This window comes from Thalassococcus sp., assembly GCF_982780845.1.
In genome coordinates, this window is sequence record NZ_CEYADA010000004.1 from 212,112 (window position 1) to 238,310 (window position 26,199).

At 55.3% G+C, this 26,199-nt stretch carries 27 protein-coding genes; 13 read left to right on the forward strand and 14 right to left on the reverse strand.

Annotation, left to right across the window (positions count from 1 at the left end; genetic code table 11):
• Positions 1-62 precede the first annotated feature (62 nt).
• Positions 63-965 carry an EamA family transporter RarD gene (rarD, locus tag AC4FIA_RS06605; RefSeq protein WP_490365184.1) on the forward strand — a complete coding sequence of 301 codons (903 nt, stop codon included), beginning with the start codon at positions 63-65 and terminating at the stop codon, positions 963-965.
• Here the strand turns inward: rarD and AC4FIA_RS06610 are convergent.
• Complete coding sequence (locus tag AC4FIA_RS06610; protein ID WP_490365185.1) at positions 908-1,462, reverse strand: LOG family protein; 555 nt, start codon at positions 1,460-1,462, stop codon at positions 908-910. The two genes, rarD and AC4FIA_RS06610, sit on opposite strands and share 58 nt — an antisense overlap.
• A 119-nt stretch (positions 1,463-1,581) precedes the next feature.
• Here AC4FIA_RS06610 and AC4FIA_RS06615 point away from each other — a divergent pair, with 119 nt between their 5' ends.
• The gene (locus AC4FIA_RS06615; RefSeq protein WP_490365186.1) at positions 1,582-3,174 is read left to right on the forward strand and encodes a LysM peptidoglycan-binding domain-containing protein; all 1,593 of its coding nucleotides are present in this window, start codon (positions 1,582-1,584) and stop codon (positions 3,172-3,174) included.
• Positions 3,175-3,182: 8 nt separating this feature from the next.
• On the opposite strand, the gene AC4FIA_RS06620 is transcribed toward AC4FIA_RS06615, so the two are convergent.
• A complete protein-coding gene (locus AC4FIA_RS06620; protein WP_490365187.1) occupies positions 3,183-4,076 on the reverse strand; it encodes a helix-turn-helix domain-containing protein in 894 nt (297 codons plus the stop codon).
• Positions 4,077-4,136: 60 nt separating this feature from the next.
• Between AC4FIA_RS06620 and pobA the strand changes: the two genes are divergently transcribed.
• The gene (pobA, locus tag AC4FIA_RS06625; protein WP_490365188.1) at positions 4,137-5,306 is read left to right on the forward strand and encodes a 4-hydroxybenzoate 3-monooxygenase; all 1,170 of its coding nucleotides are present in this window, start codon (positions 4,137-4,139) and stop codon (positions 5,304-5,306) included.
• Here pobA and AC4FIA_RS06630 read toward each other — a convergent pair.
• A complete protein-coding gene (locus AC4FIA_RS06630) occupies positions 5,272-6,201 on the reverse strand; it encodes a LysR substrate-binding domain-containing protein (RefSeq protein ID WP_490365189.1) in 930 nt (309 codons plus the stop codon). The genes pobA and AC4FIA_RS06630 overlap by 35 nt on opposite strands.
• Before the next feature lie 91 nt (positions 6,202-6,292).
• On the opposite strand from AC4FIA_RS06630, the gene pcaC reads away from it, so the two are divergent.
• The 4 genes from pcaC to AC4FIA_RS06650 are packed head-to-tail and all read left to right on the forward strand — an operon-like array spanning position 6,293 to position 8,864.
• Positions 6,293-6,676, forward strand: coding sequence for a 4-carboxymuconolactone decarboxylase (pcaC, locus tag AC4FIA_RS06635; protein WP_103909816.1), 384 nt, complete (start codon positions 6,293-6,295; stop codon positions 6,674-6,676).
• The gene (pcaH, locus tag AC4FIA_RS06640; protein WP_103909817.1) at positions 6,669-7,397 is read left to right on the forward strand and encodes a protocatechuate 3,4-dioxygenase subunit beta; all 729 of its coding nucleotides are present in this window, start codon (positions 6,669-6,671) and stop codon (positions 7,395-7,397) included. The genes pcaC and pcaH overlap by 8 nt, the downstream gene beginning before the upstream one ends.
• Positions 7,398-7,400: 3 nt before the next feature.
• Positions 7,401-8,000, forward strand: a complete 600-nt coding sequence (pcaG, locus tag AC4FIA_RS06645) for a protocatechuate 3,4-dioxygenase subunit alpha (RefSeq protein ID WP_490365190.1) — start codon at positions 7,401-7,403, stop codon at positions 7,998-8,000.
• A 42-nt stretch (positions 8,001-8,042) separates the two neighbouring features.
• Positions 8,043-8,864 carry a 3-oxoadipate:acetyl-CoA acetyltransferase gene (locus tag AC4FIA_RS06650; protein WP_490365191.1) on the forward strand — a complete coding sequence of 274 codons (822 nt, stop codon included), beginning with the start codon at positions 8,043-8,045 and terminating at the stop codon, positions 8,862-8,864.
• Positions 8,865-8,944: 80 nt separating this feature from the next.
• Here the strand turns inward: AC4FIA_RS06650 and AC4FIA_RS06655 are convergent, their stop codons facing one another.
• Both AC4FIA_RS06655 and AC4FIA_RS06660 read right to left on the reverse strand, forming a co-directional pair.
• The gene (locus AC4FIA_RS06655) at positions 8,945-9,982 is read right to left on the reverse strand and encodes a TRAP transporter substrate-binding protein (RefSeq protein ID WP_490365192.1); all 1,038 of its coding nucleotides are present in this window, start codon (positions 9,980-9,982) and stop codon (positions 8,945-8,947) included.
• A gap of 80 nt (positions 9,983-10,062) precedes the next feature.
• Positions 10,063-11,244, reverse strand: coding sequence for a cytochrome P450 (locus AC4FIA_RS06660; protein ID WP_490365225.1), 1,182 nt, complete (start codon positions 11,242-11,244; stop codon positions 10,063-10,065).
• A 110-nt stretch (positions 11,245-11,354) separates the two neighbouring features.
• Here AC4FIA_RS06660 and AC4FIA_RS06665 point away from each other — a divergent pair, with 110 nt between their 5' ends.
• The 3 genes from AC4FIA_RS06665 to AC4FIA_RS06675 all read left to right on the forward strand — a co-directional run bounded on the left by AC4FIA_RS06665 (position 11,355) and on the right by AC4FIA_RS06675 (position 13,686).
• Positions 11,355-12,269, forward strand: a complete 915-nt coding sequence (locus AC4FIA_RS06665; RefSeq protein WP_490365193.1) for a LysR family transcriptional regulator — start codon at positions 11,355-11,357, stop codon at positions 12,267-12,269.
• Between the two features lie 216 nt (positions 12,270-12,485).
• The gene (gene aroQ / locus AC4FIA_RS06670) at positions 12,486-12,923 is read left to right on the forward strand and encodes a type II 3-dehydroquinate dehydratase (protein ID WP_490365194.1); all 438 of its coding nucleotides are present in this window, start codon (positions 12,486-12,488) and stop codon (positions 12,921-12,923) included.
• Position 12,924: 1 nt separating this feature from the next.
• Positions 12,925-13,686: a LuxR family transcriptional regulator gene (locus tag AC4FIA_RS06675; protein WP_490365195.1), complete on the forward strand. Its 762-nt coding sequence runs from the start codon at positions 12,925-12,927 to the stop codon at positions 13,684-13,686.
• A 336-nt stretch (positions 13,687-14,022) separates the two neighbouring features.
• On the opposite strand, the gene tsf is transcribed toward AC4FIA_RS06675, so the two are convergent.
• From tsf to AC4FIA_RS06690, 3 genes are all read right to left on the reverse strand, one after another.
• Complete coding sequence (gene tsf / locus AC4FIA_RS06680) at positions 14,023-14,898, reverse strand: translation elongation factor Ts (RefSeq protein WP_490365196.1); 876 nt, start codon at positions 14,896-14,898, stop codon at positions 14,023-14,025.
• A gap of 104 nt (positions 14,899-15,002) precedes the next feature.
• The gene (gene rpsB / locus AC4FIA_RS06685) at positions 15,003-15,773 is read right to left on the reverse strand and encodes a 30S ribosomal protein S2 (RefSeq protein ID WP_103909822.1); all 771 of its coding nucleotides are present in this window, start codon (positions 15,771-15,773) and stop codon (positions 15,003-15,005) included.
• Positions 15,774-15,946: 173 nt separating this feature from the next.
• Complete coding sequence (locus AC4FIA_RS06690) at positions 15,947-17,206, reverse strand: HupE/UreJ family protein (RefSeq protein WP_490365197.1); 1,260 nt, start codon at positions 17,204-17,206, stop codon at positions 15,947-15,949.
• A gap of 195 nt (positions 17,207-17,401) precedes the next feature.
• Between AC4FIA_RS06690 and AC4FIA_RS06695 the strand changes: the two genes are divergently transcribed.
• The 3 genes from AC4FIA_RS06695 (at position 17,402) to AC4FIA_RS06705 (ending at position 19,978) form a co-directional block, all read left to right on the forward strand.
• Positions 17,402-18,295: a PfkB family carbohydrate kinase gene (locus AC4FIA_RS06695; RefSeq protein ID WP_490365198.1), complete on the forward strand. Its 894-nt coding sequence runs from the start codon at positions 17,402-17,404 to the stop codon at positions 18,293-18,295.
• Complete coding sequence (locus AC4FIA_RS06700) at positions 18,292-19,203, forward strand: pseudouridine-5'-phosphate glycosidase (RefSeq protein WP_490365199.1); 912 nt, start codon at positions 18,292-18,294, stop codon at positions 19,201-19,203. Before AC4FIA_RS06695 ends, AC4FIA_RS06700 begins: the two co-directional genes overlap by 4 nt.
• A gap of 88 nt (positions 19,204-19,291) precedes the next feature.
• Entirely contained in the window at positions 19,292-19,978 is a 687-nt protein-coding gene (locus AC4FIA_RS06705) for a DUF502 domain-containing protein (RefSeq protein WP_490365200.1), read from the forward strand.
• Between the two features lie 3 nt (positions 19,979-19,981).
• Here AC4FIA_RS06705 and AC4FIA_RS06710 read toward each other — a convergent pair whose 3' ends face one another.
• From AC4FIA_RS06710 to pstC, 6 genes are all read right to left on the reverse strand, one after another.
• Positions 19,982-21,016 (reverse strand): patatin-like phospholipase family protein, encoded by a 1,035-nt coding sequence (locus AC4FIA_RS06710; RefSeq protein ID WP_490365201.1) that lies wholly within the window; start codon positions 21,014-21,016, stop codon positions 19,982-19,984.
• Positions 21,017-21,106: 90 nt separating this feature from the next.
• Positions 21,107-21,787, reverse strand: a complete 681-nt coding sequence (gene phoB, locus AC4FIA_RS06715; protein WP_103909827.1) for a phosphate regulon transcriptional regulator PhoB — start codon at positions 21,785-21,787, stop codon at positions 21,107-21,109.
• A gap of 5 nt (positions 21,788-21,792) precedes the next feature.
• Positions 21,793-22,527 carry a phosphate signaling complex protein PhoU gene (gene phoU, locus AC4FIA_RS06720; RefSeq protein ID WP_490365202.1) on the reverse strand — a complete coding sequence of 245 codons (735 nt, stop codon included), beginning with the start codon at positions 22,525-22,527 and terminating at the stop codon, positions 21,793-21,795.
• Between the two features lie 4 nt (positions 22,528-22,531).
• On the reverse strand, positions 22,532-23,329 hold the full coding sequence (gene pstB / locus AC4FIA_RS06725) for a phosphate ABC transporter ATP-binding protein PstB (protein ID WP_490365203.1): 798 nt from the start codon (positions 23,327-23,329) through the stop codon (positions 22,532-22,534).
• A 12-nt stretch (positions 23,330-23,341) separates the two neighbouring features.
• Positions 23,342-24,685, reverse strand: coding sequence for a phosphate ABC transporter permease PstA (pstA, locus tag AC4FIA_RS06730; protein WP_490365204.1), 1,344 nt, complete (start codon positions 24,683-24,685; stop codon positions 23,342-23,344).
• A complete protein-coding gene (pstC, locus tag AC4FIA_RS06735) occupies positions 24,682-26,154 on the reverse strand; it encodes a phosphate ABC transporter permease subunit PstC (RefSeq protein WP_490365205.1) in 1,473 nt (490 codons plus the stop codon). The genes pstA and pstC overlap by 4 nt, the downstream gene beginning before the upstream one ends.
• Positions 26,155-26,199 lie beyond the last annotated feature (45 nt).

Genomic DNA, 26,199 nt, shown 5'->3' on the forward strand with positions numbered 1-26,199 from the left:
GGCCACATGATTAGCTGACCTGAACGCGCGGTATGCGCATTTTCCAATAAGTCGGTGCTTCAATGAAATCGGGAATTCTGGCGGTTGTTGCGGCCTGTGTGATCTGGGGCTTGTCCTCGATCTATTACAAGCAGTTGTCGCATGTTCCGTCTGACGAAGTTCTGGCGCATCGCACCATCTGGTCGCTTGTGTTCTTTGCCGTCGTGCTGGCCGTGCAGGGGCGGATCGGCACCGTGCGTGCGGCCTTTCTGCCGGACAACATATGGAAGGTCGTCATCGCGGCGCTGATGATCTCTGTTAACTGGTTCTTGTTCATCTGGTCGATTTCGGTGGGGCGCGCGACCGAGGCCAGTTTGGGGTACTACATTTTCCCTCTGGTGGCGGTGGTATTGGGTGTCATCGTATTCAAGGAACGCATGGCCCGAATGCAGATCGCGGCGGTGATGATAGCCACGCTGGCGGTTTTGATCCTGTCCAGCCAATTGGGCCATCTGCCGTGGATTTCCCTGACATTGGCGCTGACCTTCGGGCTTTACGGCGTGACGAAGAAACGGCTTGAGCTTGGTCCCGTGGTTTCTGTTACGGCCGAGGTCGTGATGCTCGTGCCTTTTGCAATCATCTGGTTGCTGTATTTGGTCAGCACAGGTTCGTCGCACTTCACACAAAGTGCCGGCACGACGATTTTGCTGGTGTTGTCTGGGCCGCTGACGGCGACGCCCCTGATTTTGTTTTCCTATGCATCCAAACGAGTCGCGCTTGGGACAATGGGGATCATCCAATACCTGAACCCGACACTGCAGTTCCTCGTGGCCACGCTATTGTTCCGCGAACCCTTCGGGTCCGGGCAGTTTATGGCCTTTGTTCTAATCTGGATCGCGTTGGCGGTCTTTACATTGTCCGGGCTGCGTCAGGAAAACGCGCGACGCAAAGCGTCGGCGGCTGCATCGGCACCCTCACAAATCTGAATGAAGTCCCGCAGGCTGGCGTCTGCGAATTCATTGACGATGATGTGGTCAATCAGCCCAACCAGCGGACCCCAATAATTATCGACGTTCATCAGGATAATGGGTTTGTCGTGCAAGCCAAGCTGACGCCATGTCAGCACCTCGAAGAACTCATCCATTGAACCGGCACCACCGGGCATAACGACAATCGCATCAGCGTTCATCACCATGACTTTTTTACGCTCGTGCATGGTTTCGGTGATGATGAAACGGGTCAGGTCTGTCTTGCCCACTTCCCAACGCATCAGGTGGGTCGGAATAACGCCAAAGGTATCAGCACCAGCTTCCTGAGCCGCCCGTGCAACAATGCCCATAAGACCAACATCACCCGCGCCGTAAACCAATCGCCAGTTTTCTTCGGCGATGACACGGCCAAGACGATCAGCTTGTTCGGCGAACGCTGAATTTTTGCCTGAACGTGAGCCGCAATACACACATACAGATTTTGTTGTTGTCATGACCGGTCCAATCTCAACGTGGGTTTTGACCCGTGATAGCGCCGTTGATATACACGCTCAACAGACCACTTGGGCGTATGGGGAAAAAGTCCTTGGGTCGGTGTCAGGGAAGGTACGGAATGTCGAAATTTGTGTGGGCCAATGGGGCCACAGGCACGGTTCTTGGGGGAGCTGTCGCCATTGTTGCTGTCGTGGGCGGTGTGTTGGTCCTACAGCACATCACGAAGGATCAAGTAGTCGAAAATACGGAAACTGCTGTCGCTGTAACAGAGACCGCGAAAATCGTCGAGGCGCCTGTTGTGGTTGCCGATCCGGCACCAGAGGCTGCGGCCAGTGAGCCAGCCAGCACAGACGCTGTCGCGGCTGATGCGCCTCAGGCCGAACCAGTCGTTGAGCCAGAGCCAGAAGCCGAAGAACCTATATCCGATCAACCCGAGGTCGCGGAGCAACCGGCAGAGCAATCTCAAGAGCCGTCCACTGAAGAGGCCTCGGCGGAAGAAGAGGTCACAGAGCCAGCCGTGGTCGAAGTGACGGAAGAGCCGACACAGGCCGATACCACGGCTGACGTGAGTACCGCAGAAGAAACGGCAACCGAGACACCGGCAGAGGTCGAAGAAATCGCCCAAGCCGAACCGGAAGCCGCGTTGACAGCGCCCAGCTTTGATCTGGTGCGGATTGAAACCAACGGTTCGGGCATGGTCGCCGGTCAGGCCGCGCCCGGTGCGGCCATTTCGATCCTTCTGGACGGACAGGTCATCGAAACCGCCAGCGCAGACCGTTCAGGCAAGTTCGCAGCCTTTGTCACTCTCGAAAGCAGCAGCGAGCCGCGTGTCATGACGCTGAACGCTTCTTTGGATGGGGCTGATGTGACAGGACCTTCCGAAGTGATCATCGCACCTATTGCTCAGCCCGTTGTGGCCGACGCGAAACCGGAACAAACGTCTGGGCAGGAGGCCGCTCCGCAAGTCACCGAAGAGGTGTCTGAAGAGGTCGCCGTTGAAACGACGACCGCTATGTTGGAAACTCATGATAAGACACCAGAGATTGAGGCCTCGACCGTAGCCGAAGCGACGGTCAGCACAGAATCCGATGTAGCGGCCGACGCTGACACACCAACAGAGGTTGCCGCGCTTCCCGAAGTTCCAAACGAACAGGCAGCCACTGCACCCGCACTTGGCGCGGTCATTTTGTCTGGCCCCGAAGGTGTGAAAGTTCTTCAGTCCGGTGGTCAGACGAGCCCTGCAGACCAAGACTTTGTCGCGCTTGATGCGATCACCTACGGCGATGATGGCACGGTTGAAGTTTCCGGTCGTGCGACGTCCCGAAGTCAGGTAAATGTGTATCTAAACAATGCCTTGTCGGCTAATGCGCAAGCAGACAGGGCAGGGGCGTGGAGTGTCCGTTTGGACGATGTTGACGTTGGCACCTACACGCTGCGTATGGATAGCGTGGACGTGACTGGCAAGGTGCTGGCACGCATCGAAAGCCCGTTCCGACGCGATGATCAGCAAACCCTGATCGCCGCGACGCCCCAGACGCAAGGGGCGCGGGCAAAGGCGGTGACGGTTCAGCCGGGCAATACCCTTTGGGCAATTGCGCGCGAACAGTTTGGCGACGGTGTCGCCTATGTCCGTCTGTTCGAAGCAAACCGCGATCTGATCCGTGATCCGGACTTGATTTATCCAGGGCAAGTCTTTGCGATTCCTGAATAATTAAACACTCAGGCGTCTGAACTGATCCCAAGGCCTTGGCGATATTCGCTGGGGCTTTGTCCGTAGTGGCGGCGGAATGCGCGGCTGAAATACGCGGGGTCATCAAAGCCCAGAGTATATCCGACCTCGGCCACTGACATGCGGGTATAGGCCAGCGACCGCTGTGCTTCCTGAAACAGCCACATGTCGATCAATTTCGACGCCGACACGCCGGCCTCGGCCCGTGTGATCCGTGATAGCTGTGTTGATGTGATCGACAACGCAGCCGCATATTGCGCGACACTCCAGCGGTCTTTGATGTGGTTGGTTAGCAGCGCTTCGAGTTTTTCAAAATGACGGGACTTACCGGGCTTCTGATGATCCCTTTCGGCGTTCCGCGCAATGCGGACCATCAAGGTTTGGCTAAGGGATTGCAGCATTTGCAGGCGCAAAGCGGAATTGGCTTTGTGCTCTTCTTCAAGCTGGTGGAACAGATTGATGATCGCTCGATCAGGTTCGAAAGTGACAGGGTCCACCAAGGCGCGGCCCAGGTCCGTATCCGGTGAAAACACATGTGGATGGGCTTGAATCGGCAGGGACAAAACAAAACCCTCGGTGCCCTTGCTGAAGGTGAAGCCATGCACGGATTGGCGCGGGATGGACAGGATGTATGCCTTCGAAAAATCCAGCGTTTTCCCATCAATACTCGCTTGGATGATCCCGTCGAGAAGCAGAAAGACCTGATGCATCGCAGGGTGGCGATGGGGGGAAATCACCCAGTCATGCAGTGCGGCGCGGTCGGTGATCCGTTCGACATGCAGAACATCGGGAAAGCCCTTTTCCTCGCCATAAAGCGAGAAGGACGGGATCTGAGCAGATGTATTCATGTTCGAAAAGTACCATTCATTCTTGGCTCCGTCCATTCTGTTCCCGACATGGTGTCCGCTATTTTGGCGTCAAATCGGGATGAGGATTGGACGTTTATGAAAACGCAAGTCGGGATTATCGGTGGCGGTCCATCGGGGCTGATGCTGTCGCAGCTTTTGAATATGGCGGGCGTTTCTACGGTCGTGCTGGAACGCAAGGATCGGGATTATGTCCTGTCGCGCATTCGCGCTGGTGTTCTGGAACGAGGCACCGTCGATATGCTGCGCAAGGCGGGCGCGGCTGAAAGGATGGACCGGGAAGGGCACCCGCATCAGGGCTGCTATTTCTCGACCGTCGAAGGTATGTTCAACGTGTCCTTCCGCGATGAAGTGGATGAAGAGGTCATGGTCTATGGCCAGACCGAGGTCACCAAGGACCTGTACGATGCGCAGGACAAAATCGGCGCGACGATTATCCATGACGCCGACAACGTGACGCCCCATGACATCACCAGCGATGCGCCGTACCTGACCTATGAAAAGGACGGTAAAACGCACCGTGTGGATTGCGACTTCATTGCGGGCTGCGATGGCTTCCATGGGGTCAGCCGTAAATCGATCCCCGATGATATCCGCAAAGATTATGAGCGCGTTTATCCGTTCGGCTGGCTGGGGATCCTGTCGGAAACCAAACCTGCCGCAGAAGAGCTGATCTACGCCAACCACCCACGTGGCTTTGCGCTTGCGTCGATGCGCAACGAAAACCTGTCACGATACTACATTCAGGTGCCTCTGACCGATAAGGTCGAAGACTGGTCCGATGACGCGTTCTGGGACGAACTCAAAAGCCGCCTTCCCGAGGAAGTGGCCGAGGGCATGGAAACCGGCCCCAGCATCGAGAAATCCATCGCTCCGCTGCGGTCCTTCGTGACCGAGCCCATGCGCTATGGTCAGATGTTCCTTGTGGGTGATGCAGCGCACATTGTGCCACCGACGGGGGCTAAGGGCCTGAACCTTGCCATGAGTGACGTACACTACCTCTATGAGGGGCTGATTGCCTTTTACAAGGACGGTGATGCCTCAGGGCTCGACACCTACTCAGAGGTTGCGTTGCAGCGCATCTGGGGCGCTATGCGCTTCTCGTGGTGGATGACGTCCATGCTGCACCGCTTCCCGGATCAGTCGGACTTTGATCAGCGCATGCAGGAAAGCGAACTTCGCCAGATGCTGACGATCCCATCGGCGCGCGCGACTATGGCGCTGAACTATGTGGGGTTGCCTTTTTAACCAGTGCGCCAAGCGTATCGATTAGCGCGGTCAGTTCGTTTGATATGGCGGACTGATCGCGCACCGATACCCCCACCGGTCCGCCCAGCAGCGGATCGCCCAAATCAAGTGCGCTGATCGTTCCATTTGCCAACTCATCAGCGATCACCGAGCGCGAGATGAACCAGACCGTGTCTGACAGCATCACGGTTTTACGCCCGAAGGCGAGTGATACGTTCTCGAACGCGGGTTCAACGGTTTGCAGGTTTTTCGATAGCAACCATGCGCGCACCGCTGATGAAATGACGGCGCCGGCTGGCGGCAGCATCAGCGGGTAGTTCGCCAAAGACGCCGGATCGAGTTCCTGGCCCAGCAAAGGGTGGTCTGGACGGACGACAGCCAGAATTTGATCGGTGAACAGTTCGCGGAACGACAACCCCATCATTTGTTCCGGTGCGGACATCCGCCCGACAACGATATCCAGTGACCCGTCTCGCAATTGTTGAAGCAGGCTCCAGTTCGGTCCTGTGGAAATCCGCAAATGGCATTGCGGGTGGGCCTTCCTAAATTCGATAGCGGCGCGGGGGAAAATGTCGGTGGCCACTGTGGGAAGCAAGCCAACAGCAATTCGCTTGGAATGGGACTTGGCCCCGCGCACCATGTCCTGACCTTTCTCGAGATCAAGCAGGGCCGTGCTTGTGAATTGCTGGAACACGCGCCCACGCTGGTTGATCCGAAGGGAACGGCCTTCGCGATTGAACAGCTTGGCCCCCAGAATTTCTTCAAGCTCTTTTAACGTCTGCGAGGCGGCTGGTTGGGAAATACTCAAACGATCCGCAGCCGAAGACAGGCTTTGCAGATTGGCGGTTTCCAGAAACAACTGAAGATGGCGGAGTTTTATGCGTCGATCAATCATTCATAACTTATAGATTATGAATTGAAGGAATAAATATAATTTTTTCCGGTTACGCTTTGTGTATGACTATGGGGAGAAGGACCAATACCCTATGTCCAAACGTTATGATGACGGAATGGCCGTGCGCCGTTCCGTATTGGGCGATGCCCATGTCGACCGCGCAGAAGCCGCTAAAACGCCCTTTGACGAGGCGTTCCAGACAATGATCACAGAAGGTGCTTGGGGCACTGTATGGGCGTCTGACGGGATCTCGCGCCGCGAGCGGTCCATGATTACGCTGGCTCTATTGGCAGCCTGCGGCAATTTCGAAGAAATTCCGATGCATATTCGGGCGACAGCCAACACAGGTGCCAGCAAACAGGACGTGCTCGAAGTGTTTCAGCACGTCGCGGTTTATGCGGGTGTGCCGCGTGCAAACCATGCGCTGAAGCTTGCGAAACAAACCTACGATGAAATGGAGAACGGCAATGGCTGATCTTGGTCCATTGATCCCGCGCAATCGCGATATTCATCCGGTGCCTTACGATCCGGGTTATAAAACCAGCGTCGCGCGCTCTCCGTCGCAGCCGCTGCTGTCGATGGAAAGTGGCGCATCCGAAGAAACCGGTCCGACATTCGGCCACGGCACATTCGGTGCGCTGGACAACAACCTGATCATGAATTTCTCCAAAGGGACGGCGCCTGCGATTGGCGAACGCATCCTGATGCACGGCAAGGTTCTGGATGAACGTGGCCGCGGCGTGCCCAACACGCTAGTCGAGATTTGGCAGGCCAACGCCGGTGGCCGCTATCGCCACAAGAAAGACGGCTACCTTGCGCCGCTTGATCCGAACTTTGGCGGCTGTGGCCGCACGCTGACAGACGACGAAGGCAACTACCAGTTCCTGACGATCCGCCCGGGCGCGTACCCTTGGCCGAACCGTGGCAATGACTGGCGTCCGATGCACATCCACATCTCGGTCTTTGGTCACAGCTTTGGTCAACGCCTGATCACGCAGATGTATTTCCAAGGCGACCCACTGATCGATCTGTGCCCGATTGCCGCGACGATCAAAAACCGGTCCCAGTTGGATCGTCTGGTTGCGCCGTTGGACATGTCCAATTCGCGCCCGCTGGATTTCCTTGCCTACAAATTCGACATCGTTCTGCGCGGCCGTCGCCAGACCATGTTCGAAAACAAACTCGAAGGGATGTGATCAATGGTACAGCCACTGGACATTCACGAAGAAACACCGTCGCAAACAGCGGGCCCTTACGTCCATATCGGTCTGATGCCGTCCTTTGCAGGTATCCCAGATATCTACGAAAACCAGCTGGGTGAAAGCCCGATCGCCGAAGGTGCAAAAGGCGAAGTGATCGAGATCGTGGGCTCTATTTACGATGGTACCGGTTGGGCAATGCGCGATGCGTTGTTCGAAAGTTGGCAGGCAGATGGGTCCGGTAAATTCGCGGGCCAAGACGGCGCCGATCCGGGTGTATCAGGCTACTGCCGTTTTGCCGCCGATGGCGAAACTGGTGAGTACACGCTGAAAACCGTTAAACCCGGATCAATGGCGGGTCGTGGTGGTCAGGTTCACGCGCCGCACATCTCGCTTTGGATCGTGGCGCGCGGTATCAACATCGGTCTGCAAACACGCATCTATTTCGAAGATGAAGACAACAGCAATGACCCGCTGCTGAACCGGATCGAACAGCGTCAGCGTGTGGACACCCTGATCGCCAAGAAAACGGCTGACGGCAAATACCGTTTCGATGTCCGTCTTCAGGGTGAAGGCGAAACCGTTTTCCTCGATATCTGAAACTGGTAACTCTGGGACAGAGCAAACTCTGGAAAGAAAAACATGTCAGATCCTTGCATCATCTGCGTCGCCATCACCGGTTCTGTCCCGACCCAAGCGGATAATCCCGCTGTTCCGGTCACGATTTCTGAACAAGTCGAAAGCACCCATGCCGCGTATGAGGCCGGTGCTTCGATCGCCCATTGTCACGTGCGCGATGACGAAGGCAAACCCACATCTGATCCAGAGCGGTTTGCCCGTTTGAAGGAAGGCATTGAAAAACATTGCCCCGACATGATCGTGCAACTTTCGACCGGTGGCCGGTCGGGGGCGGGCAGGGAACGCGGGGGTATGTTGCCATTGTCACCCGACATGGCATCGCTGTCTGTGGGGTCGAACAATTTCCCGACCCGCGTTTATGAAAATTCGCCCGATCTGGTTGATTGGCTGTGTTCCCAAATGCTGGAATACAACGTGAAGCCTGAAATCGAAGCGTTCGATTTGTCCCACATCATCCAAGCCACGCGGCTTCAAAAAGCGGGCAAGCTGAAAGGCCCGCTGTACGTGCAGTTTGTGATGGGCGTTCAAAATGCGATGATCGCGGATGAACGGGTTTTCGATTTTTACATCGAAACCCTGAAGCGGTTCGCGCCGGATGCACAATGGTGTGGCGCAGGGATCGGACGTCATCAGATCGAAGTGAATGAATGGTGCATTCGCAAAGGTGGCCATACGCGAACAGGTCTGGAAGATAACATTCGTCTGGATCGCGATAACCTTGCACCGTCGAACGCGGCTTTGGTCGAACGCGCGGTTGCGCTTTGCGAAAAATTCGAACGCCCCGTGGCGACATGCGCAGAAGCGCGTCAGATTTTGGGGCTTTAACCACTTAAAACTTCGAAATCAGCCAATAAAAAGCCCGCCAAGTTCGAAACTTGGCGGGCTTTCTGTTCTCTGCCAGTGGCTTAGCCGCCGTGCTTTTTGATCAGAGCCTTTGCTTCTTCGATCAGAGCTGCGCCATCAATGCCTTTGGATTCCATGTCAGCAATCCAACGCGCGATAACCGGCTGAGCCTTTTCCTTGAAGCGGGCAACTTCAGCCGCATCGAGTGTTACGATGTTGTTGCCTTTGCCTTCCGCAATCGCGCGGCCGGGTGCATCGTACTCATACATGATACGCGATGCCATTTCGGCCAGCTTCATACCGGATTCCTGATCGATCGCCGCTTTGACGTCATCGGGAAGGCTTTCGTATTTGTCTTTGTTCATGACCATGATGATCGTGGCCGTGTACAAAGCTTCGTCGCCCGAGAATTCGGTGTGGTTGGAAACGAGATCCGACAGTTTGATCGCAGGTGTAACTTCCCACGGGATAACCGTGCCGTCGATTACACCTTTGGAAAGTGCTTCCGGAATGGCGGGCAGGGGCATACCAACCGGTGTTGCGCCCAGTTCGTTCAACATATCGGTGATAACGCGGGTCGGACCACGCAGTTTCAGACCTTCCATGTCTTCCAGTTTGGAAACACCGTTTTCGGTGTGGATCACGCCAGGGCCATGAACCCATGCGCCCAGAACTTTCACGTCACCGTATTCGCTTTCCTGCAGGTCTGTTTCGACCATTTCCTGGAATGCTTTTGCTGTCGCGACCGGATCCGTCATCATGAACGGAAGTTCGAAAACCTCGGTGCGCGGGAAGCGGCCGGGTGTGTAGCCAACAACCGTCATGGTGATATCGGCAACGCCGTCAACAGCCTGATCGAACAGTGCGGGCGGCGGACCACCCAGAGCCATCGCATCGTAATGCTCGATTTTCACTTTGCCTCCGGCAGCTTCTTCAACTGCGGCGGCCCAGGGTTTCAGGATGTGCTTCGGCACTGTGGCCGGCGGCGGCAAGAATTGGTGTAGGCGAAGTGTAACTTCCTGGGCCGTCAACATGCCCGGAACCATGCCAGCAGCAAGCGCGATAGCGGCAGCTGTCTTCATGAAAAAGCGCTTTTTCATCTTTCCTCCTCATCGATGAAAACTGGCAGAAACCATCCCCACCAGAATCGTAGTCATGATACATAATAACTATTGCTAAGTCATTCTAAAATTAGGGGTAAATTCAGTGGTCCGCGGAACCCAAACCCGTAAAATTTGACCTCTTCAGGGTCGGTTATCCGCATATTCGGGAAGCGTTCGAACAGCAGCGGAAGCATGATTTCGGCGATCATCCGGCGGGCCACATGTTTGCCCTGACAGAAGTGCGGACCGTTGCCAAAACTCTGGTGGTCAATACGGTCCCGAAGTGCGTTGAACAGATGCCCATCCTCTACCTCGTCTTCGTCCCAATTGGCAGAGGCCTGAATAGTCATAACGACTTCACCTTTGGGGATGTGGTAGCCTCTAATTTCGGTGTCTTCGGTCACCAAACGCGATGATACCTGGATCGGCGCAACCCAACGGACGCCTTCCTCGAAGGCTTGTCCCCAAAGTTCGTTTTTAACGACTTCAGTTTTTTGGTCGGGGTTGGTCAAAAGTCCGTACAAAATCGTCAGCAACGCGTCGCGCGGTTCGTTGATACCACCACCGATCGCGATCTTGATATTTGCAAAAATTTGGCTTTCGGGGATCGGATTATCCGCATTAACCATGACAGACAAAGCGCTGGCATTCGGCTCTTTTTTGTACTCAGTACTTTTCAGGCGGAACAACTCATCCATCTCAATGTTGGCGGCGTCACAGGGGGCGAAAAGCTCGTCTTTCCAGCCGAAGTTGCCGGCGCCGTCGATCAAAACCTGCGACCACCGCTGCATGTCTTCGTCGCTCGCCTCGGTGATGCCCAGAAGGTGGGTCAGACAGCGCGCGGCAAAGGGGCCGGCCAAGGCGGGGAAAAGATCAACCACTTCGCCCTTGGGCAAGCGTGTAACGTAATCGTAGGCAATTTGCCTGTAGATCGGCTCCCAGCACTGTTTGATCGAACGGCCACCAAATGCAGAAGCCATGGCGTTCCGTTCGCGCGAATGTTCCTCGCCGTCTTTGCGCATCAGCGTGTGGGCCCGGAATGCGCGTTCCATCGGCGTGTTGGGATCGTTCGAGCTGAACAAAACCGGATTGTCTTTGACATACTTCGTATCCGACGCTTTGGTCAGCATTATGCGATTGACGGAATTTACCTTGATAACAGGGGTTTGCTTCCGAAACTTCGCGTAGATCGGGTAGGGATCCTGATACAGGTTCTGGATTGTTGTGCTGTCGTCTACAGGCACAGCCATTTGTGTCATTTCGGTCATCTCATCCTCCCAATCGACGGACTGCGAATTTAGCCACGCTGCTTGCATCTGGCAATTAGATGGGGCTTGTTTGCTGTATCAAAATCCCTGATGCTGTACCGATGAAAGACGTCGATCCATATTCCGTAGATTTTTCCGCGTTACGCGTGCTTGAACTGGTGCATTCCTATGGCTCGTTCAGCCGTGCGGCTGAAACCTTGGGTGTTACGCAAGGTTCTGTCAGCTACACCATTGAAAGACTTAGGAAAGCCTTCGACGATCCGCTGTTTGTGCGGCAAGGCGGGCAGGTGGTATCAACGCAGAAATGCGATGAACTTGCCGGGCAGGCAGCCATGATCCTGGCCGAGTTCAATCGTATGACATTTCCGACAGATTTTGATCCTTCGACGGCCTCGGGCGTCATCACGATTGCCTGTAACTACTATGAACGCGCGGTCATCATTCCCGATCTTGTGCGTGTCATGAGGACCAAAGCACCCAATCTGAAGCTGAAGATCATCTCGTCATTTTCATCGGGAAGACAAAGGCTTAGCCAAGGTGAAAGCGACATTCTGATCGGTCCGATGCGCGTACCTGAAAGCGGCTTTTTCGGGCGCAAGCTTTTGACCGACCATTACACCGTAATTGTTCCCGAAGGGCACGCGCTGCAAGATGGTATGCTGGATGTGGAAACCTATGCAGCGATGCCTCAGATCATTGTCACGTATGGTTCGCAGTGGAGATCACGGTATTTGATTGAGATCGAGGATCAGGGGCTTGTGTTGAATTCGGTTGTCGAAGTGCCAAGTCCGGCGATGATCCCGGATTTGATCCGCGACACAGATCTGATCGCGACAGTGCCGGCACGCGTGGCCGCAGCGATGGGCAGCGACGTCAGAACAATCCCGTGTCCTTTGCCAGCGCCATTTGATGTGATGGCGTATTGGACAGAGCGAACCCACAAGTCGCCAATGCACAAATGGGTGCGTGAAGAATTGTCTAAAATTGTTAGAAGGTTGGTGATGCTTGATGGCTAAATCAGCGTATCAGTAAATCGTATAATCAGTATTATGTAAATTATTGTTCCATTTACATCCAGCAAAATAACGTTTTTCGTATCCATCAGCGCTTATACAGTCGAAATGCGTGAATACGCTTGCACCGACAAGGCCTATCAATAAAACCAACGTCAAGATGATCACTGGCCGATGCGTGCCGTGACGTTCTGCATTTTACGTCGTGTGGAGACTTTTATGAAAAACCTGCTGATCCTGAACGGACCGAACCTGAACCTGCTTGGGACACGCCAGCCCGAAGTCTACGGTCACACGACGCTTGCTGATATCGAGGACATGTGTCAGGCGCACGTTGCAAGCAAAGATGCGTCCGTTGCGTTTCTACAATCGAACCACGAAGGCGTTCTGATCGATGCGCTTCACGATGCGCGCGGACAATATGACGGCGTCATCATCAACGCCGGCGCCCTGACCCACACATCGATTGCCATCATGGATGCGATCAAGTCTGTCGAATTGCCGGTTGTCGAACTGCATCTGTCGAACATCCATGCGCGTGAAGAATTCCGTCACAAATCCTGGATTGGTCCTGTGGCAGTTGGTCAGATTTGCGGATTTGGCCCGTTCGGCTATATTCTGGCGATTGATGCGTTGATGTCTTATTTGGAGTCGTAGTTTGAAGTCTTTGGATCCTGCCTATCTGCTGGATTTGACGCAATCTGACAGCATTGAAGAGCTGTGGGAGATGCACTGCCTTAAGATGAAATCTTATGGCTTTGATCGACTTCTGTACGGGTTCACGCAATCCAAGACATCAACGTCTTTGGGTGATCCAAACGACTTTCTTATCCTGAGCAATCACGATCCGTCCTATATCGACGCATTCATCGGTGAACGTCTGTACCATCATGCGCCCATGGTGCATTGGGCGATGAAGAATGATGGCGCCTGTAGTTGGAGCGTTCTGGTCCAGATGATGGAAACCGGAACGCTGACCGCCGATGAGAAACGCGTGGTTGAATTCAACGTCTCGAATGACGTCGTAGCCGGCTATTCGGTGTCGTTCATATCGGTGTCTCGACGTGCCAAAGGGGCCATCGCATTGACGGCCCAGAAAGGCATGACGCAGGCTGAAATCGATAAGGTCTGGGACAGTCACGGTGATGCTTTGATCCTGATGAACAATATTGTTCATCTCAAAATCACCTCCCTGCCCTATACGTTGCCGAACCAGAAGCTGACCAAGCGGCAGCGCGAGGCTTTGGAATGGGTTGGCGACGGCAAAACCATGGCAGACATCGCTGAAATCATGGGGTTGACCCAAGCCACGATTGAAAAACACCTGCGCCTGGCGCGCGAGGCATTGAACGTCGAGACGACAGCCCAAGCCGTTTTGAAAGCATCCTTTCAAAACCAGATTTTTGTGGTCGATTTTTAATCATTTTGGTTGGGCTGCGACCAAGGTCGGATACCTGAAACCAGGCAAAGTCAGGAAATCCTGACTTAACGTTAAGTCAACATTTCAGGCATCTTGACGCCGTTCCACGAGTGACGACCGCGTATCGGTTGGGGACCACCGGAAAATTCTCGTTTGTCCTGAGGAACGACCGGTGAGGCGAAAGCCAAAATGTGGGGAATGCTGAATTATCGGGGTTTCTTACAGACTGCCTGTGTTTGATTTCATCCCCAATGTATCGAATGCAGGCAGTTCCCTTTAAACGAAAAAGCCGCGCTGATAACAGCGCGGCTTTTCCAGTTAAGAATGTCGGGAAAATTAGCCCTGAACAGCTTTCGCAACTTCCGCTGCGAAATCTTCTTCTTTCTTTTCGATGCCTTCGCCAACCTGCATACGGATGTAGCCGGTGACTTCTACGCCTGCTTCTTTAGCAGCCTGAGCAACTGTCACGTCGGGGTTCACAACGAACGCCTGACCCAGCAGTGTGACTTCGGCCATGAATTTCTTCATGCGGCCTACGATCATCTTTTCGATAACCGCGTCGGGTTTGCCGGATTCTTTTGCGATATCGATCTGGATCTGACGCTCTTTTTCAACAACAGCGGGATCAAGGTCAGCTTCGCTCAGCGACGCAGGGTTTGCAGCGGCGATGTGCATCGCGACCTGACGGCCGAACGCTTCGTTTTCGCCGGACAGAGCCACCAGAACACCGATGTTGCCCATACCGTCTGCAGCAGCGTTGTGGACGTAGGACACAACCTGTGCGCCTTCGACCTTTGCCATGCGGCGCAGGGTCATGTTTTCACCGATCGTCGCGATCTTGTCGGTGATCATGTCTTTGATCGCCTTGCCGTCAACTTCTGTGTTTGCCAGCGCTTCTACGTCGGACGCGGAAACCGCAGCTTCAGCGATCTTGGAAACCATTTCCTGGAATTCAGCGTTCTTCGCAACAAAGTCGGTTTCAGAGTTGATTTCAACCGCGACGCCCACGCCGCCATCAACTTTAACAGCAACCAGACCTTCGGCAGCAGTACGACCGGATTTCTTGGCCGCTTTCGCCAGACCTTTGGTCCGCAGCCAATCGATTGCCGCGTCCATGTCACCATCAGTTTCGGTCAGCGCTTTTTTGGCATCCATCATGCCCGCGCCAGTCATTTCGCGCAGCTCTTTAACCTGTGCAGCTGTGATAGCCATATCGGCTCTCCTCATCTTCGGATTACAGTCCGGGCGGCCCCTGAATATGGGGCTACCCGCTCATGTCAGATGAGCATGTCGCTTTTGCGACAAAGCTCGGGTGCTTACGCTTCTGCGCCTGCTTCAGCGACGGCTTCTTCAACCGGTGCTTCTTCCAGCGCGCCCAGATCAACGCCAGCTGCGCCCATCTGTGCGGACATGCCGTCCAGAGCTGCGCGGGATGCCAGGTCTGTGTACAGCTGGATCGCACGTGCCGCGTCATCGTTGCCCGGGATGATGTAGTCTACGCCATCGGGCGAGCAGTTTGTGTCGACAACCGCAACAACCGGAATGCCCAGTTTGTTTGCTTCTGCAACAGCCAGAGCTTCTTTTTTCACGTCGATAACGAACAGCAGATCAGGAACGCCGCCCATTTCACGGATACCGCCCAGGGAAGCCTGCAGCTTCTGCTGGTCGCGTTCCATGTTCAGACGCTCTTTCTTGGTCAGGCCTTCTGCGCCTTCAGCCATACGCTCGTCGATTTCACGCAGGCGCTGGATCGACTTGGAAACTGTCTGCCAGTTTGTCAGCGTGCCACCCAGCCAACGGTGGTTCATGTAATACTGCGCGCATTTCTCTGCGGCGTCTGCAACAGGCTGCTGTGCCTGACGCTTGGTGCCAACGAACAGAACGCGGCCGCCTTTTGCGACGGTTTCACGGATCACGTTCAGAGCAGCGTCCAGCATCGGAACTGTCTGAGTAAGGTCCATGATGTGGATGCCATTGCGCGAGCCATAGATGAACTCGCCCATACGGGGATTCCAACGCTGTGTCTGGTGACCAAAGTGTACGCCTGCTTCGAGCAGCTGGCGCATGGTGAACTCGGGAAGAGCCATGCTTCTTTTCCTTTCCGGTTTACGCCTTGGCGGGGGTGATAGAGCGGATGCTCCAACCGGTGGACGCTTGGGGATGTCTCCCCCAAAGGCCCGACCCCGCCTGCGGGATTAAGTGGCGCGCGTATACTGGGTGTTTGTCAGCTTGGCAAGCCCCCTGCCCCAGCTAATTCGCCTTACAGGAAAACCCGTTCAACGAACCAGTATGCGCCGACCAAAGCAATAAAACACGAGGCCGGAATTGCCACGTAATTCCGATAGGCCTCAAGCTTGTCCACATTGGTTGCGGACAAGATGCACAGCGCGGATAGAAACGCGAGCGGCAGGAAGAACGCCGGCGCAGGCAGATCGACATAGGCTTCAAAGCCGGTGCCTTTCATCAGGAATGCCATGACGATGAATATGAGGGTGAGCACACCGTAAAAGACCTGACCGGTTCGTTCCGTCATTTCCAGCGCGTCGACGCGCAATGCGATCCACACAATCAGGAATGCGCAAGCGATTACGAAAAGCTGTCCGACTTCGACACCGACATTAAAGCCCAGAAGTGCGGGAATGAACTGGCCTTGCGGAAGCCCGAATTCGCCCAAAACGCTAGCAAAGCCCAAGCCGTGAAGAAGCCCGAACAGGAAAACAACGGCAGGGCGCCATTTGCTCATGCCGTTTGAAAAGATGTTTTCCAACGCCACGAATACGATCGACGCGGCGATCAGCGGCTCGACGATATAGCCGGGGATGTTCACCAGTCCCAAAGCACCCAACGCCAAGGTAACGGTGTGCGCCAAAGTGAATGCCGAGATCTGCCACAGCAGCGGCCCAAGACGAGAGGTCAGAAAAAACAGGCCAAGGACAAACAGGATGTGATCAAGACCCATTGGCACGATGTGATCGAAGCCCACAGGGATATATGTCAGAAAGCTGCTCCAGCCAGAAAGCTCACCGCCGCCAGCCAACATGATAGGATCAGATGCCTCGCCACCACTCAGGTATCCTGTAAAAGGCTCCTCCACACCCTGCTGACGCAGAACCAACATGCCCCAATCTGCGGGCCATGTGATGGTCACTGTGTCAGTGCCGTCTGGCAGGCTTCCCTGAAATTCCAGAACGGTGTCTCTTGGAAGAGACTGATCAGCTTCCGGAGTTATGGTCGTATTGGTCAAACCCAATGACACGGGGCCTTCGGGTGACTGAACTTGGATCGCAGACGTCAGCGCCCCGGCGTTTTCAGAAATCAGCGTTGACAGTTCTTCAGCCGGAAGGGCTCGCATCGCATCAATCTGGTCGGATTCTGCCAACGCATCGGTGTCTTCTACTGACGTCAGATCGGCACCGGACAGGATGGCTTCTGCATTTAAGGTCACAGACAGGGTCAGCTTTTCCGCGTCGCTGCTAAGATCAGCGATGGAGGGACGCACTTCGTGCGCGCTGACGTTCATGCCGAATGCACAAAATGCTAGAATTGCGCACAAAAATCTAATGACCCGCATGAATGCCTCATCCCTATGTCCGTCGTGGTTCAATAACTCTCGGTCGATATTAAGGGAAGTCAAGTCACTGGGGTCGTCAATTTTTGACCCTTTGATCAAACGGCAGCTATTGCAGTGTACCTCTGGCCCCTTCATTAACTTCTCATGACAAAAGATTCGAATATCCTGTGCATCGGTTCTGTGCTGTGGGACGTCATCGGGCGTTCGCCCAGCCATATGGCCAAAGGCGCCGACGTGCCGGGACGGATCATCCGCATTCCGGGCGGTGTTGCACTGAACATCGCGATGACGCTTGTGCGCTTTGGTCTGACGCCCGCTTTGTTATCGGCTGTCGGGCGCGATGCCGAAGGTGAAGAACTGATCAGCGAATGCCGCCATATGGGGTTGATCACCGATCATGTGTATCGCTCTGATGATTTGCCGACTGACTGCTATATGGCGGTGGAAGGTGCCAACGGTTTGATTGCCGCTATCGCCGATGCCCATTCGTTGGAAAAAGCCGGGGCAAAGATCCTGCAGGCTTTGTATGATGGGCGTTTGGGCAAGACGGATGCGCCTTATAGCGGGCTTATTGCGCTGGATGGCAATCTGACAGAGCGGTTGTTGGATGATATTGCCCACGATCCCGCATTCCAATCCGCTGATCTGCGGATTGCCCCCGCTTCGCCCGGCAAAGCCGAGCGCCTGCTTCCCTTCCTGCGCAGTGGCCGCGGCACGCTATACGTTAACCTCGAAGAGGCGGGCATTCTATGCCACACACGCTTTTCGACGTCGGAAGAGGCTGGTCAAGCCTTGCTCAGCAAAGGCGCAGCGCGGGCGTTGGTTACCAATGGCGGTGAGGCCACGACAGATGCGCATCCCGATGGTCTGATCACCCTGCCCCCGCCAGAAGTTCTGGTCACTCGCGTGACCGGTGCTGGCGACACTTTCATGGCGGCGCATATCGCTGCCGAGTTCAACGATGCTGACAGAACCTCTGCCTTGGCCCAAGCGCTGGATGCCGCCGCAAAGTTCGTGTCCGGAGATACACCATCATGATCGACATCACCTACTCCCAAGACGTAGCGGCCGCGCGTGACGCAGGCCAGCCGATTGTGGCGCTTGAATCCACGATCATTACCCACGGCATGCCCTGGCCCCAGAACCTTGAGGTTGCTCAACAGGTTGAACGAGCCGTGCGCGACGGCGGCGCTGTGCCCGCGACAATCGCCGTTCTGGATGGCACCCTTCACGTCGGACTGGATGATGAACAGCTGACCAAACTGGCGCAGGCCAAAAACGTCGCCAAGCTGAGCCGCGCGGATATCGCCGTGTGCATGGCCCAAGGTGGAACTGGCGCAACGACAGTTGCTGCGACGATGATTGCTGCACATCTGGCCGGCATATCTGTCTTTGCAACGGGCGGTATCGGTGGTGTTCATCAAGGTGCCGAAGACAGTTTTGATATCTCGGCTGACTTACAAGAACTGGCGCAAACGCCAGTGACCGTTGTTGCGGCTGGTGCCAAGGCGATTCTGGATTTGCCAAAAACATTCGAGGTTCTGGAAACTCTGGGCGTTCCGGTGATTACCGTTGGACAGGATGAAATTCCGGCTTTCTGGTCCAGAAGTTCGGGCCTGTCCGCGCCGTTGCGCATGGACACCGCCGCTGAGATCGCCAAAGCGCAAATGATGCGCACCGCGCTTGGGCTGTCTGGCGGCCAGTTGGTCACCAACCCCATCCCTGAGGCCGATGAAATCCCCCGTGACGTCATCCTACCGATCATCGAAACCGCAATGGCAGAGGCGACGGCGCAAGGGATTGCAGGCAAATCCGTCACGCCCTTCCTTCTTCAGCGCATATTCGAACTGACTGAGGGGCGTTCTTTGGCCTCTAACATCTCTCTGGTCCTGAATAACGCGCGGCTTGCGACAGAAATCGCAAAGGAAATGACCAAACTCGCCTGATTTCGGTTATTTGCGGCGTGGCGCGCATTGTAGTTCAAATCGAGCCATCCTAACTTAACGTCAGCAACCCAGACATTAGTGCAGCTTTATGAACACGCCATTTGATCCAGAACCCAAGAAACCCGGTATGCTGTCCAAGCTTCGGGCGTCTTTTTTGACTGGTATCGTTGTCATCGCGCCCGTGGGCCTGACGATCTGGCTGGTGTGGACAGTGATCGGCTGGATCGATGCCTTTGTGGTGCCCCTCGTCCCTGCCCGCCTGAACCCCGAGGAATATATCGGGATCAACCTGCGCGGCATCGGCGTGATTTTCCTTTTGCTATTTACCATCACGATTGGTTGGATCGCGAAAGGTCTGATCGGACGTTCGTTGATCCGCTGGGGCGAAAGCCTAGTGTTGCGGATGCCGATTGTGCGTTCGGTCTATTCCGGCGTGAAACAGATTGCTGAAACGGTCTTTGTCCAATCAGATCGCAGTTTCGAGAAGGCCTGCCTGATCGAATACCCACGCAAGGGTATCTGGGCCATCGGCTTTATTTCGACCGACGCCAAGGGTGAAGTGGCGCGCAAAGTTCCGAACATGGGCGGGATGATTTCAGTCTTTATTCCGACCACGCCCAACCCGACCTCGGGCTTTTTGCTATTCTTTCCGAAAGAAGACGTGATCGAACTGGATATGAGCCTTGAAGACGCCGCCAAACTGGTGATTTCGGCGGGTCTTGTATATCCAAACGACAAAATCCCCGAAGAGATCGCGCAGAAAATCGCGTCTTGAGGATCAGCTGAACATCTTTTTCAAATCAACCGTTTGAACGTTGTTCAGATTGTCTTTGTGCGCGGCGAGAAACGCGTCTGCAGCGTGACGCCCTGCTTCCTTCAATTGCCCGATCAGGCCTGCAATCGGCAGCAGCTTGGTCGACACGGATAGACCTGTCATCAGATCATCATCAGCCACCATATGAACCAGAACGTTTTTCATGGTGCCTTCCTGAATTTTGCCCTTCGCGATCAGACGCTGAACGAACTCAATCGCGCGGAGTTCTTTCAGCAAGGCCGAGTTAAAGCTGATTTCATTGATGCGGTTCTGGATTTCCTGCGGTGTCTTGGGCAGTTCATCACGGATCAGAGGGTTGATGTTTACGATGACAACGTCGTCCGGCAAGCCTTTATCAAACAACGGGAAAAGCGCAGGATTGCCGGAGTAACCACCGTCCCAGAATGCTTCGATTTCGCCTGTGACCGGATCTTCGGTCTCGACCGCTTGGAACAATGTCGGCAGGCAGGCCGAGGCAAGGATCGCATCAGTCGTGATCTTTTCTCGTGTGAAAATGCGAACCTTGCCGTCACGCACCGACGTCGCACCTACAAACAAACAGGGTCCGTCGGTACGGCAAACCTTATCAAAATCAAAGCGTTCGACGATCTTCCTTAGCGGATTGTTATAGAATGCGCCCCAACCGTAAGGTGACATGGTCCGCGTGAACGCATCGCCCATTGCCAAAATAGGCGAATAATCCAAGGCCATTGAAGTAAACGAAGGATGCGGAAGGAAGGCGTTCATCCATTCCGGCAACCCAAGATCGGCAATGCCGCCCACTTCGGCCCAAAGCCAATCAAGCATCGAGCGTGCACCTTCTCGCCCGTCGTTATGCCAGCCGGCTTTGAAGGCTGCACCGTTTAATGCACCAGCAGAAGTACCGGAAATTGCGGCGATTTCGATGTCTTCTTCATCAAGAAATCGATCCAGAACGCCCCAGGTAAAGGCCCCATGAGCACCGCCGCCCTGAAGGGCCATATTGATCCGTTTCACCATGATGCCTGCAACCTTTTGTATGCTTCAACAAAAGATATAGCCTTTGCCGCAGTGCAGCAAAGGCTTTGTTTCGCAATCACATATCAGGGTTTACCCAAGCGCGTAGCCCGCCCCGCGCACGGTGCGCAAAACATCCGGAGACCCAAGTGCTTTGCGAAGGCGGCCGATATGGACGTCAACTGTCCGAGTGTCGACATAGATATCGCGTCCCCAGACCCGATCCAGAAGCTGTTCACGGCTCCAGACGCGGCCCGGTTTTTCCATGAACGTTGTCAGCAGGCGGAATTCGGTGGGCCCGAGTTTAAGCGACCTGTCCCCACGGGTGACGCGGTGGGTCTCGGAATCCAGAACGATGTCGTCAAACTCCAGACGTACCCCTGCCGAAGACGGGCGCGACCGGCGCAACTGTGCCTTTACGCGCGCCATCAGTTCGACGACGGAATAAGGCTTTACCACGTAGTCATCCGCGCCCGTTTCCAGCCCGCGAACGCGGTCTACCTCTTCGGACCGCGCAGACAGCATGATCACAGGAACGGACCGCGTGTCGGCCCGTGTTTTCAACTGGCGGCAAACCTCGATCCCCGAAACCGACGGCAGCATCCAATCAAGAACGATGATGTCTGGGTTTTCCTCTTCGACCAGAAGCAGGGCTTCTTCGCCATCTTCGGCTTTCGCAACGCGAAACCCTTCGGCTTCAAGGTTGTAGCTGAGCACTTCCCGCTGGGCGGCTTCATCTTCGACAATCAGAACCGTGGGTTGATCAACGGACATCTGGTTTAGTCCTTATTTGCTTCCGGGCTGAAGGCGGTATCACTTGACGTGCGATCTGCCTTGGGGCGCGGCTCGTCCGGTTTTTTGCCGGTTACAAGGAAAACGACCTGTTCAGAGATGGATGTAACGTGATCGCCCATCCGTTCGATGTTTTTCGCAATGAAATGCAGGTGCATACAGGCTGTGATGTTGCGCGGATCTTCCAGCATGAAGGTCAGGAATTCGCGGAACAGCGTGTTGTACATGTCATCCACGTCGCGGTCGCGTTCGATGACGTCAAGGGCAAGCTCTGCATCGCGGCGGACATAGGCATCCAATGCGTCCTTCAGCATCAGTTCGACCTCACGCGCCATACGACGCAGTGACGTGGCCGAGCTTTCGATGGGCAGTAACTGCGCCAGAACACTTGTGCGCTTGGCCATGTTTTTCGACAGATCACCGATACGCTCAAGGTTCGCGGACATCCGCATCACCGAAAGGACAACGCGCAGGTCGCTGGCCGCAGGTGCGCGCAGGGCGATCACGCGCGCCGCTTCGGCGCTGATCTGTTCTTCCAGCGCGTCAATCGCCTTGTCGCCCTTACGGACCTGTTCGGCCAGCTCTTCATCGCGCGTTTCAAGGCTGCGGGCGCCATCGCGGATCGAGGCTTCGACCATCCCACCCATCTTCATGATCTGGGCTTGGATGCCTTCCAGTTCACGTTCGTAGGACGTGACGATGTGTTGGTTCAAATCGCTCATGAAATTATCCGATCCGGCCTGTGATATAGCTTTCGGTCCGCGGGTCTTGCGGGTTGGTGAAAATCTTGTCGGTGTCGTCAAACTCGACCAAATTGCCGAGGTGGAAGAACGCCGTTTTCTGGCTGACACGTGCGGCCTGCTGCATGGAGTGTGTGACGATCACCACGGAATAATCGCGGCGCAGTTCGTCGATCAGTTCTTCGACCTGACTGGTCGCGATCGGGTCAAGCGCAGAGCACGGTTCGTCCATCAAAAGAACCTCGGGCTCGGTCGCGACGGCACGTGCAATGCACAAACGCTGCTGCTGACCACCAGAAAGGCCCGTTCCCGGTGCGTGAAGACGATCTTTTACCTCGTCCCAGATCGCACCTCGGCGTAGGGATTTTTCAACGATTTCATCAAGCTCGGCCTTGTTGCGGGCAAGACCGTGGATACGCGGGCCATAAGCCACGTTGTCATAGATCGACTTGGGGAACGGGTTCGGCTTCTGGAACACCATGCCGACCTTGGCACGCAGTTGGACCGGATCAACACGTTTGTCGTAGATGTCTTCGCCATCGATGCGAATATCGCCTTCCACACGGCAGATATCGATGGTGTCGTTCATACGGTTCAGGCAACGCAGGAATGTAGACTTACCGCAGCCAGACGGGCCAATGAAAGCCGTTACCATTTTATCATTGATATTGACGGAAACGTCTTTGATCGCGTGGGTGTCGCCATAGTAGACTTGGACGCCATCGGCTGCGATTTTTACTGCGTTAGAAGTCACGTTTCTCTCCGAAAAAGGTGCGTCGTACATGATGATACCTCCTTACCAGCGGCGCTCGAACCGGCGGCGCAAGATGATTGCGATAGCGTTCATCGCAAAGAGGAACAGAAGAAGGATGATAATCCCGCCCCAAGCCCGTTCATAATAGGCAGGGTCAGCCCGTTTTGCCCACTCATAGATTTGGGCAGGCATGGCCGAGTTCGGATCAAGGAAGCCGGCCGCAATGCCTTCGGGCACGTTTGTGGCGATGTAGCCGACCATACCGATCAGCAACAACGGTGCGGTTTCCCCAAGTGCCTGTGCCAGACCGATGATCGTGCCGGTCAGGATGCCGGGCATCGCCAGTGGCAGCACATGGTGGAACACCGACTGCGTTTTCGATGCCCCAAGCCCAAGTGCCGCATCTCGGATCGAAGGCGGTACGGATTTGAGCGACGCGCGGGTCGAGATGATGATGGTCGGCAAGGTCATCAGTGTCAGAACCAGACCACCCACAATCGGCGCAGATTGCGGCAGGTGCATGAACTGGATGAACACAGCCAGACCAAGAATACCGAATACGATGGACGGCACGGCGGCAAGGTTCGAAATGTTCACCTCGATCAGATCGGTGAATCGGTTCTGCGGCGCAAATTCCTCAAGATAGATCGAGGCCGCCACACCGATAGGCAGCGCCAGAAACAACACGACCAGCATCATAAAGAAGGAGCCGATCATCGACACACCGATGCCCGCCTGCTCGGGGCGGCTTTCAGAGGCATCGGCACCTGTGATGAAGTCCCAGTTGAACCGTTTCTCGACCATACCTTCGGCGCGCAGCGCGTCGACCAGATCCAGATGCTCCGCATCGATGTTCTTGTCGCGTGCAACGCTTTCGCGGGTGACACGGTCTTTCAGGTAGCCATCCACACGGCTGGAGGCCAAAAAGCTGACGTTGACAGTTTGGCCGACTAGATCAGGATTTGCGAGAACACGGTCACGAACCTGGGCGGCTGCGGAAGCTGAAATCAGAGCTTTCATGTCTTTGGATTTGGCCAGGGGCGTTTCGATGCCCTTTTCCTCGACCTGTGCGAAAATTCCGTCTTGCAGCAGCGGTGCGTAGCCAAAGGTGGATACCTTTGCCATTTCTTCCGGATCGCGGTTGCCCTTTTTGTCCAGCTTGGCCGGATCCAGGTACACAGGCACTTCGATAAATGTCTGTTGAAAGGCAGTCAGGCCGTTAGTCAGGATCGACGCCAGCAGAACGACAAGGAAAAACAGACCGGCGCAAATGGCTGCAATGCCATAGGCCTTGAACCGTTTTTCCGCCGCGTTGCGCTTTTTCATGTGCGCATCGCTGGTGGTCAAAGACTTGGTGGGTGTCGGGGTTGCTGTCGCGTCGGTCATTCGTACTGCTCCCGATATGTACGCACGATGTAGAGGGCCAGAAAGTTCAGGCCCAGCGTGATGACGAAAAGGCTCATGCCAAGGGCGAAGGCCACAAGCGCCTCGGGCGAGGCAAAGTCACTGTCGCCGGTCAGCTGGCTGACGATCTTTGCGGTCACAGTGGTCATTGCCTCGAACGGGTTCAGCGACAGACGGGCCGCGGCCCCTGCCCCGAGAACCACGATCATTGTTTCACCAATTGCACGGGACGCCGCCAGAAGGACCGCGCCAACGATGCCGGGCAACGCCGCAGGCAGGATGACCTGCTTGATCGTCTCGGACCGTGTCGCGCCAAGCCCGTACGAACCGTCTCGCATGGATTGGGGAACGGCGTTGATGATGTCGTCGGACAGCGAGCTGACAAAGGGGATCAGCATAATGCCCATGGTCAGACCGGCGGTCATGACCGCGCGTCCGCCACCCATCCAGCCTGTGCCGTCAGGACCAAACACCGTCAACAGCATCGGACCAACTGTGAGCAAAGCAAAAAGACCGTAAACGATGGTCGGAATACCTGCGAGGATTTCCAGCAGCGGCTTTACTGTCGCGCGGGTTTTCGCGCCTGCATACTCAGACAGGTAGATCGCCGCGAACAAACCGATCGGCACAGCGAACAAAAGCGCGACAAGCGAGATATACAGTGTACCCCAGAGCAGCGGCAGAATGCCAAGGCTGGATGCGCCGCCACGGCCGGAAAAGCTCGGGGCCCATTCAAGAAGGGTGAAGAAATCCAGCGCTGGATACAGGCGGAAGAAATCAAGCGTGTTGAAGATCAGCGAAAGAACGATGCCGACAGTGGTCAGGATCGCGATGGATGCTGCCGAAATCAGAAGGACGCGAATGCCTTTTTCCACCACATTCCGTGCACGGAAATCCGCGTTGGTTTCACGCAATCCCCAAACAGCCCCTGCAATCGCCAGTGCAATGACCGCAACGGACATGGCAAAGCGGCCTGCATTCGACAAAGCGCGATGTTTCTGGGCCGCGACCAGAACGGACGGCGTGACATCCGACGTCACGATCTGTCCTGCGTCCTTAAGCTTTTGTGTGATAAGCTCAACATCAGCCTCCGGATCGTTTGCAAGCTTTTGGTCCATCACGCCGGCATCAACAGCGTTGCCGATACCGTCTGCAGTACGGCGCACCTCGGCCAGCACAAGCCCAAGGTTCGACCCTTCGGCAATCTCGGCTTCGGGGATCAGCTTGGACACTTCCGAATTGATGTAGAACGGCTGGATCAGCAACCAGAACGCCATCATCAGAAAGGCCGGAACAACGGTCTTCAGCGCTACGTTATAGCCGTAATAACCTTTCAAAGAATGCAACAGGCGTTGATCGCCATTCGCACTCTTCAAGGCCCACGCCCGTCCAAGAAAAAATCCGATCGCCGCGATCACCAAGACAGTGGCGATAACCCAGAGAACTGGCATAGGGCCCCCAGTAAGTTTTGTTAAAGGTCCTAAAAGGTAAGGGGC